This window comes from Aerosakkonema sp. BLCC-F183 (assembly GCF_041929145.1).
GTDB lineage: Bacteria > Cyanobacteriota > Cyanobacteriia > Cyanobacteriales > Aerosakkonemataceae > Aerosakkonema.
The window spans coordinates 1-8591 of sequence record NZ_JBHFNU010000064.1 but is presented as its reverse complement, the minus strand read 5'-3'; the positions used below and the strand labels follow the sequence as shown (position 1 = coordinate 8591).

The following is an 8591-nucleotide window of genomic DNA, read 5'->3' as shown; positions in this document are numbered from 1 at the left end:
GAAATTCCCACTTTAGCAAATGCCCTAACAAAACGCCCAAACGATTCCTCAATTCCTGTCGTTCTTGCTTACCCAAAGATTCGATCTCCTCAACCAAATTTGCGATATCCAAAAAATCCCACTTTCTATCTCGGAGAAATTGTGCTTGTGCTTGTGTCCAAGCGTAAAAATCTGTTTCGTACAATTGGGAAGTTTTAGTTTCTATATCCGATAAATTTTGATTCATGCGATCGCCTCCTGTTATCATCAGTAACAACTGACAGCTAAGACGCCTCTCGTTCCAGCAGCAGGGTGACAGGGCCATCATTTTCGATCGCCACCTGCATCATCGCCCCAAACTCACCAGTTTGCACCCGCAAACCACTTTGGCGTAACTTATCCACAAAGCGATCGTACAAATTTTTTGCCACTTCCGGAGCAGCTGACTTATCAAAAGAAGGACGGCGACCTTTCCGACAATCCCCATACAAGGTAAACTGACTCACTACCAGCAATTCGCCGCCAATTTCTTGCACCGACTGTTCCCAACGACCCGAACCATTTTCTTCATTCGCAAACAAGCGCAATTCCAAGCACTTACGAACCATCCAGTCAAGTTCTGCTTCCGTATCCGTGCTGGCAATACCCACAAGCAAGTTTAGTCCTCGACCAATTTTGCCGACGACTTCACCTGCGATCGAAACTTGAGAAGATTTAACTCGTTGAACAACTACGCGCATGGCAATTTCAGATTTTAGATTTTAGATAGCAGATTTAATTAAATTTGCCATCTAAAATCTAAAATTGGCAATTTATTGTTATTTCCCAAATCCTTTACCGCGATCGGTGGAAGGCAAGCAAAGGCATTTTTCGATTTGCTTGAGTAGCGTTTCGCGATCGAGGTCTTGACCGATCAGCACTAACTGATTTTTCGGTTGACCTTTCCAATCTTCATCTTCAATTGTAAAACGCTTACCGCACAAGTGGAATACGTGACGGCGAGGACTTTCATCGAACCACATAATCCCCTTAGCGCGGAACACATTTGCAGGCAATTGATTATCTAAGAAATGCTGAAATTTCTTAATCGCAAAAGGCTTATCGCTTTGGAAAGAAATTGAAGTAAACCCATCATTTTCCAAGTGATTGGAATGATGGTGATGGTCGTGGTCGTGGTCGTGGTCGTGGTCGCAGGCAGAATGGTCGTGATGGTCGTGGTCGTGATGGTCGTGACCGTGTTTTGATTCCTCAGATTCAAAATACTTATCCGACTCAAACAAACCAACACTGAGAATCAAAGGCAGAGAAACTTGCGACTTAGTTGTACGCAGTATTCTTGCACCTTGTTTGATATCGCGAATCTTTACTTCCAGATTGTCAACATCAGCTTCATCGACCAAATCTGTTTTGTTCAGCAGAATGATATCGCCGTAGGCAATCTGATTGTAAGCAGCTTGGCTGTTGAACAAATCCAGGCTGTAATTTGCGGAATCCACCACCGTGACGATCGAATCCAACCGAGTCAAATCACGCAATTCCGTACCTAAGAACGTGAGTGCCACGGGCAGCGGATCTGCCAATCCCGTCGTCTCCACTACTAAATAATCTATTTGGTCTTGGCGTTCTAAAACTTTATAAACTGCATTTACCAGATCGTTATTAATGGTGCAGCAAATGCAACCGTTACTCAGTTCCACCATGTCCTCGTCGGCGGATATAATCAGTTCGTTGTCAATACCAACTTCGCCAAACTCATTGACCAGAACAGCTGTCTTAACGCCCTCCTGATTTTTCAAAATGTGGTTGAGAAGAGTTGTCTTACCGCTACCGAGAAACCCAGTGATAATAGTTACAGGCAAACCGCGTTTCGGAACATCCATTGCCTGAGATTGGTCGGGAGAAACTGCTGATTGCATAGCTGAGCTGTAGAAAACGTCGCAAAATGGGAGTATAGAATTACGGTACATTAAGTACCGACGCGAGGGTGCTGGCACAGATCCCCGTCGTCCTCCCCTATTATTGCCGATCGCACTAAAGGTTGTTACTCGTTATGACCCTGACGCTTTACGATACGCTGACTCGTCGCAAACAAATTTTTGAACCCCTGGAAGCGGGGAAGGTGAAAATGTACTGCTGCGGCGTGACAGTGTATGACTACTGCCACTTGGGTCATGCGCGTTGCTACATTGTCTGGGATATGGTGCGCCGCTATTTACAATGGCGGGGTTACGATGTGCGTTACGTCCAGAATTTCACCGATATCGACGATAAAATTCTCAATCGCGCCAGGGAACAAGGATTATCGATGGAAGTTGTCGCTGAGAAATTTATCGATGCGTATTTTGAGGATATGAAACGGCTGAATGTGATGGACGCCGATGAATATCCCCGTGCGACCCACACGCTGGATGGAATTAAACGACTGATTCACCAGTTGGAACACAAAGGTTACGCTTACCCATCTGCTGGTGATGTTTATTACAAAGTGCGGGAATTTCCGGAATATGGCAAGCTTTCCGGTCGCAATTTGGCAGAATTGCAGGCTGGGGCTAGCGGTAGAGTGGAAGAGGAAGACCCGGACGCGCCGAAGAAACAAGACCCGTTTGATTTTGCGCTGTGGAAGGCGGCGAAAGCGGGAGAACCTTTCTGGGAGTCGCCTTGGGGTGCCGGTCGTCCGGGGTGGCATATCGAATGCTCGGCGATGGTACGTCAGTCTTTGGGCGATACTATTGATATTCACTGCGGGGGTAACGAACTGGCATTTCCCCACCACGAGAATGAAATAGCCCAATCTGAGGCTGTGACTGGCAAGCAGTTAGCGCGTTACTGGCTGCACAACGGCATGATCAATGTGGATGGGAAGAAAATGTCTAAATCTTTGGGCAATTTCATCACTATCCGTCAGTTGTTGGATGGGCAGAATGCACCGGAGGCGATGGCGATCAGGTTATTTGTTTTGCAAACAAATTACAGCAAGCCGATCGATTTTACCCAGGATGCGATCGCATTCGCCCAAAATAGCTGGAACACTCTCAAGGAAGGTCTGCTGTTTGGCGATCGACACGGTTCTGGGCTAGGTTGGAAATTAGAACAATCGGAAAATCCCTCCATCCAAAATCCCGAAGTGGAAAAATTCCAAGCCGCGATGGATGATGATTTCAACTCCCCAGCAGCTTTGGCAGTTTTATTCGAGTTAGCCAAAGAATTAGGTAAGGAAGGCAATATCCTCGTCCACGAAGGCAAAACCAAGACATCGCCGGAAGTGTTAGAACAACAATGGCGCACCTTAGTTACGCTGGCAGGAGTTTTGGGATTGTCAGCAAAGCCAGAAGATAAACCATCTCAACCTTCTGATGGTTTAAGCGATGCGGCAATTGAAGCTTTAATTGCACAGCGACAAGCAGCAAGAAAAGCGAAAAACTTTGCCGAAAGCGATCGCATTCGCAACGAACTGCAAGACCAAGGCATTACCCTCATCGATACCCCACAAGGTACGCGATGGCATCGCAATTAAGGAATTTCAGATTTGAGATTGTAGATTTCAAATTTGCCATTTAAAATTTGTTATCTGAAATTCTCCAATCCGGAATAGTAATGATAAAAAAACCCTAGAGAAATCCTCTAGGGCTTAACCAGGGTGCATCTACCATTCATTTTTTCTCACGCCATCGATCGCATCCGGAATCTCTGGGAATTTTAGATTTGAGATTTGAGATTTCAAATTGAATTAAAATCTAAAATCAACAATTTCAAAACATCAATTGTCCTGCCGCTTTGTTCCTCTTATATGTCTCTCACTCCCCCCCTCTCCCCCTCTCCCACTTCTCCCCTCTCTCCAGCAGTCTATATTGTAGGTGCCGGCCCGGGCGATCCGGATTTATTGACCGTCAAAGCACAGAAAATTTTGGCGCAAGCAGATGTCATTTTATTTGCTGACTCGCTGGTGCCAAAGCAAATTTTACAGGGGGTGCGTACTGATGCAGAAATTATCCGCACTGCTAATAAGACACTGGAAGATATTCTGCCGATTATGATCGAAAGGGTGCGATCGCACAAATCTGTCGTCCGTCTCCACTCCGGCGACCCCAGTCTCTACAGCGCCATCCACGAACAAATGCTAGCTTTGACAGAAGCAGATGTTCCTGTTGAGGTCATACCCGGAATCAGCGCTTTCCAAGCAGCTGCCGCCAAGCTGAAAGTCGAGTTAACTGTACCGGAACTCGTACAAACAATAATCCTCACCCGCATTAGCGGTAACGCTTCATCTGTACCGGAACAGGAAGAATTGGCAACTCTGGCGGCGCATCAGGCGAGTTTGTGTCTTTACCTGAGTGCGCGTCATGTAGAAGATGCCCAAATCAAACTGATGGAACATTATGCAGCCGATACACCCGTAGCGATTTGCTATCGGCTGGGTTGGCCTGATGAAAAAATTTTAGTGCTTCCCCTGCATCAAATGGCAGAGGTAACGCAGCGAGAAAACTTAATCCGCACCACGCTTTATGTCATCAGTCCGGCTTTGGCAGCAGAGAAAGGACGATCGCGTCTTTACCATCCGCAACACTCTCACTTGTTCCGTCAGAAGTCAGCTCATGGATAAAATCTTGCTTCGATCGAATCTGTTCATAGCTTTTGGTAGTTTAGCCTACACCAAAATTAAGCAAAAATGTATTGCTTAAGACAGTTGTTAAAAAATCTTAACTTTTTCCAAGATGTATACGGACACACCTAACCAAAATAATTATGGTTTCGCCCTGGCGAAACCCACTCCCCCTGGGAAAGTACACAAACAGCCGAGTTGTTGTCTACTTTTACTGTGGCAGATGGGTTCCTGTGATGTATTATTCATTGGAAAGAGCGATCGAGCTTTACCGTAAGTCAAAGCTAAACGGAAAAGAAATCTTTGCTTTTCCTCCCAAATTGAACCCTAGTGACTTCTGCGCTGAATTAACGGCACATTCTTGCAGTTGCGGGGATAACAATAAAGCTTACACACCGCTAGAAGCACAAGAGATCGACCAGCTAACGCCTACGGAAAATTCTACAGATTAAGTGCAGCGCTACCCTGAAGAATAAGCTACCTTTGGCAAGAGTGTCTTGGAGAAAACGGCAAATGAAAGAAATTACGCGCCGGAAATTTATTATTGTGAGTACGCTGACAGCTGGATTTGCGTTAGCAGTGCAGCCAATTTCTGGCCAAGTTATCAATACAAATACTCAAGGTTCGATCGCCGGAGAAGTAAAAATACCCGTCGAGGATGGCGAAATTCCAGCTTATCGCGCTATGCCTGCAACTGGCAGCAATTTTCCCGTAGTGTTGGTAGTGCAAGAAATCTTTGGCGTACACGAACATATCCAAGATATTTGCCGCCGTTTTGCTAAGTTGGGATATTTAGCGATCGCACCCGAACTTTTTACCCGTCAAGGCGATGTTTCCCAACTGAGTAACATTGAAGAAATTATCTCCAAAGTTGTCTCCAAAGTGCCAGATTCCCAAGTAATGTCCGACTTGGATGCCACTGTTAATTGGGCGAAAAATTCGAGTAAAGGCAATATCGACAAACTCGGAATCACCGGGTTTTGTTGGGGGGGACGAATTGTTTGGTTGTATGCAGCTTACAGTCCTAAAGTTAAAGCTGGTGTTGCTTGGTACGGACGCTTGGTCGGTGAGTCAACTTCTCTCACTCCCAAATATCCAGTTGACATTGCCCCATATTTGAAAGCGCCAGTATTAGGACTTTACGGCGGTAAGGATAACGGTATTCCCAACAATACCGTAGAAAGAATGCGTCAAGCGCTTAAAGAAGGAGAAAGCGGTTCGGAAATTGTCCTTTACCCAAATGCACCGCACGGTTTCTTTGCTGACTATCGCCCATCTTATCAGAAGCAAGAAGCTGAAGATGGATGGAGACGCTTGCTGGCTTGGTTTAAACAGCATGGAGTTGGGTAATTATTGACCAAAAGAGGGGATATATTCGCGGTTTTAATTACCAAATAAATCCCCTGTTTGCAATCTGCGTTTAACTTATAGCAGTTTGCAAGCGCTGATGGGACAAATTTTTTCTACTCCCCCGCTTCCCCACTTAATATCTTTGAAATTTCAACTTGAAATTTGCAGTTTCTGTTTTAAGACTTACCGCCTTTGCGTCCAATCTCAGACATATGTTCTCTGTCTTGACTGACCGCTTCCCCACCTTTGCGTCCAGCTTCGACAGCTTCTTCATGAGTGAACTCGTGGGCAGTACCTTTTTCATGAGCAGCCTTACCACCTTTACTGGCAATTTCGCGCTGCTTTTCTTCGTCCATAGATGCAAAGCCTCGTTTGCTGGTGTTGTTGTCTTTATCGCTCATAATTCCACCATCAATCTACGCTTTCAATACTAGAAATCTCGATTTGTCGATCCCTCAACCCTGCGAATGAGATGATTGATTTTATCCAGTACTGGGTACGTATTAAATCGTACCCGCTCAAGCTAGTGTAAAAAGTGCCATACAAACAGTAAATCCGAGCAAAAAATACCTATAAACAAGCTAATTTATGGGGTTACCGACTGCCAATCTTAATTAATCTTGTTTTGGCTCGATTTAATCTTATTTAGCTTAGTTTTGGGGTTCTTTCGCTATTTCTATGTAAAAGTTCATAGGGGAATATTTCTCACTTTCCCATTCTCCGGCTCTCCCGCTAGACATACTTAAAACTAATCAACCAAAAATCCGCGATCGCACTCACAGATCCTGTAAGAGAAAGCAAGTACGAACAGCTATTGTCCGGTTTGCAAGTTTCCAAAAGCACATGACTAACTCAGTATTAACAGACAAGTTAGTGAATGAGATCGGCAATTTGATGGAAGTCAACAGTTAGCTGGTATACTTCATAGTAGCTACAGGAAAACCATATGAAACATTTAAAGTGTCCAAAATGTAAAGGCAGCTTAGAAAAAATTATCTATAGCAGTATTGAAGTCGATCGCTGCATTGAGTGCAAAGGTATTTGGTTTGACTCCCAAGGCGCTGCACGACTGAAGAAAATCAAAGGTTCTGAAACTATAGATATCGGTGACCCCCTCACAGGCAGTAAATTCAACCAAATCGGGAATATAAATTGTCCTAAATGCAGCACACAAATGACCAAAATGGTCGATTTAAAACAACCGCATATTTGGTATGAAAAATGTCCCGTATGCTGCGGCACTTGGTTTGATGCCGGCGAATTTAAAGATTACAAGCAACAAGGACTCCTGGAAATGTTTAAAGATATTTTTACGAAAGAAAGACGTTAGAAATCTGAAGATTGCTAAACTAAGCGATGTAGTTATCAGAGGATAGACCATTGTTAGACGAACAAGCCAAAAAGACTCTTCTGCGAAAAATTCCACACGGACTTTATATCTGTGGCGTCAAAGACGGCGAAGAAGTGAACGGTTTCACCGCCAGTTGGGTAATGCAAGGTTCTTTTCAACCACCCTTAGTGGTAAATTGCGTTAAGCAAGATTCAAAGTCCCACGCCATGATCGCAGCCAGCGGTGTCTTTGCCCTCAGTTTCCTGGAAGCAGGACAAAAAGATTTAGCCCAAAAATTCTTCAAGCCCCAGCGTCGCATCGGCAATAAATTTGAGGATGTGGACTTCTACTTGGGAGAACAAACCGGCTGCCCCATCATATCAGACTCCTTGGGTTATGTGGAATGCAGGGTTGTCGGTGCAGTCGATCGAGGAGACCATACCGTTTATGTCGGCGAAGTAATTGGCGCTGGTGTTCATCGGGAAGGCGAACCTCTTTTGTTGGAAAGCACCGGCTGGCAATACGGCGGATAATGGGAAATTTTAGATTTTAAATTTTGGATTTTAGATAGGATTTGAATCGGAAATCTGAAATTTAAAATTTTCCGTAAATCTTTCTCACGAACTAGCAACTGAAAACTGAATTATGCCTCTAATCAAAGTGCAAACTTCTGTAGCTACAGCAGATAAATCGCAAGTTGATTCGCTACTCAAAACCCTTTCGTCTAAGTTATCCAAACACTTGGGCAAACCGGAATCTTACGTGATGACTGCGTTTGAGCCAAATATGGCCATGACTTTTGCTGGCACGACAGATCCAGTCTGCTATATAGAAATCAAAAATATTGGCAGCATGAGTCCATCGCAAACCAAATCCATGAGTCAGGATTTTTGCCAGCAGATAAATGAAGCGTTGGGTGTACCAGTCGATCGCATCTACATCGAATTTGCCGATGCAAAAGGTTCCATGTGGGGCTGGAATGGATCGACTTTTGGTTAATTGAGTTGTAGGGTGGGCTATACCCACCCTTTAAATATTAAATGAAACCATAAAACTATGTGCGCGAACTGCAAGGGTTGTTGCAAGTTCACGGTTATAACGTCATCAGGAACGGGATCTTTAGCTCAGATACTAAATTGGCAGTAATTGCCTTTCAGCAAAAACATAAAGTGAACTACTCCAGCTAAGCTGACGCTATAGTTGGAGCTTCCAATTTCACAGAAGAATGCCTCACCTTAGACTTACGTCCTCGGTTTGGTCTGACTTCCTCTCCATTGGCGTAACCCTCCCCCGTCCCAGAGGAGGAAAGCATTCTGATTCCCTCTGCTCGAA

The 8591-nt window shown here is 44.7% G+C and carries 12 protein-coding genes; 8 read left to right on the top strand and 4 right to left on the bottom strand.

The window, feature by feature from the left end; translation table 11 throughout:
- From ACE1CD_RS18995 to ACE1CD_RS18985, 3 genes are all read right to left on the bottom strand, one after another.
- Nucleotides 1–226: DUF29 domain-containing protein (locus tag ACE1CD_RS18995; protein WP_374826033.1), on the bottom strand; the 226-nt coding region annotated here is incomplete at its 3' end.
- 37 nt (nt 227–263) lie between these two features.
- The gene (gene dtd / locus ACE1CD_RS18990) at nt 264–719 is read right to left on the bottom strand and encodes a D-aminoacyl-tRNA deacylase (protein ID WP_374826032.1); all 456 of its coding nucleotides are present in this window, start codon (nt 717–719) and stop codon (nt 264–266) included.
- 78 nt (nt 720–797) lie between these two features.
- Nucleotides 798–1895, bottom strand: a complete 1098-nt coding sequence (locus ACE1CD_RS18985; protein ID WP_374826031.1) for a CobW family GTP-binding protein — start codon at nt 1893–1895, stop codon at nt 798–800.
- Nucleotides 1896–2029: 134 nt separating this feature from the next.
- Here ACE1CD_RS18985 and cysS point away from each other — a divergent pair, with 134 nt between their 5' ends.
- From cysS to ACE1CD_RS18965, 4 genes are all read left to right on the top strand, one after another.
- The gene (gene cysS / locus ACE1CD_RS18980) at nt 2030–3493 is read left to right on the top strand and encodes a cysteine--tRNA ligase (RefSeq protein WP_374793955.1); all 1464 of its coding nucleotides are present in this window, start codon (nt 2030–2032) and stop codon (nt 3491–3493) included.
- Nucleotides 3494–3766: 273 nt separating this feature from the next.
- Entirely contained in the window at nt 3767–4579 is an 813-nt protein-coding gene (cobM, locus tag ACE1CD_RS18975; protein WP_374793956.1) for a precorrin-4 C(11)-methyltransferase, read from the top strand.
- 236 nt (nt 4580–4815) lie between these two features.
- On the top strand, nt 4816–5031 hold the full coding sequence (locus ACE1CD_RS18970) for a hypothetical protein (protein ID WP_374793957.1): 216 nt from the start codon (nt 4816–4818) through the stop codon (nt 5029–5031).
- 61 nt (nt 5032–5092) lie between these two features.
- Nucleotides 5093–5929, top strand: coding sequence for a dienelactone hydrolase family protein (locus ACE1CD_RS18965; protein ID WP_374793958.1), 837 nt, complete (start codon nt 5093–5095; stop codon nt 5927–5929).
- A gap of 176 nt (nt 5930–6105) precedes the next feature.
- On the opposite strand, the gene ACE1CD_RS18960 is transcribed toward ACE1CD_RS18965, so the two are convergent.
- Nucleotides 6106–6330, bottom strand: coding sequence for a KGG domain-containing protein (locus ACE1CD_RS18960; protein WP_190464980.1), 225 nt, complete (start codon nt 6328–6330; stop codon nt 6106–6108).
- A gap of 545 nt (nt 6331–6875) precedes the next feature.
- On the opposite strand from ACE1CD_RS18960, the gene ACE1CD_RS18955 reads away from it, so the two are divergent.
- The 4 genes from ACE1CD_RS18955 (at nt 6876) to ACE1CD_RS18940 (ending at nt 8446) form a co-directional block, all read left to right on the top strand.
- Nucleotides 6876–7259, top strand: coding sequence for a zf-TFIIB domain-containing protein (locus ACE1CD_RS18955; RefSeq protein ID WP_374793959.1), 384 nt, complete (start codon nt 6876–6878; stop codon nt 7257–7259).
- Nucleotides 7260–7309: 50 nt separating this feature from the next.
- A complete protein-coding gene (locus ACE1CD_RS18950; RefSeq protein ID WP_374793960.1) occupies nt 7310–7792 on the top strand; it encodes a flavin reductase family protein in 483 nt (160 codons plus the stop codon).
- A gap of 112 nt (nt 7793–7904) precedes the next feature.
- Nucleotides 7905–8258 (top strand): phenylpyruvate tautomerase MIF-related protein, encoded by a 354-nt coding sequence (locus ACE1CD_RS18945; RefSeq protein WP_374793961.1) that lies wholly within the window; start codon nt 7905–7907, stop codon nt 8256–8258.
- 59 nt (nt 8259–8317) lie between these two features.
- Complete coding sequence (locus ACE1CD_RS18940; protein ID WP_374826030.1) at nt 8318–8446, top strand: peptidoglycan-binding protein; 129 nt, start codon at nt 8318–8320, stop codon at nt 8444–8446.
- Nucleotides 8447–8591 lie beyond the last annotated feature (145 nt).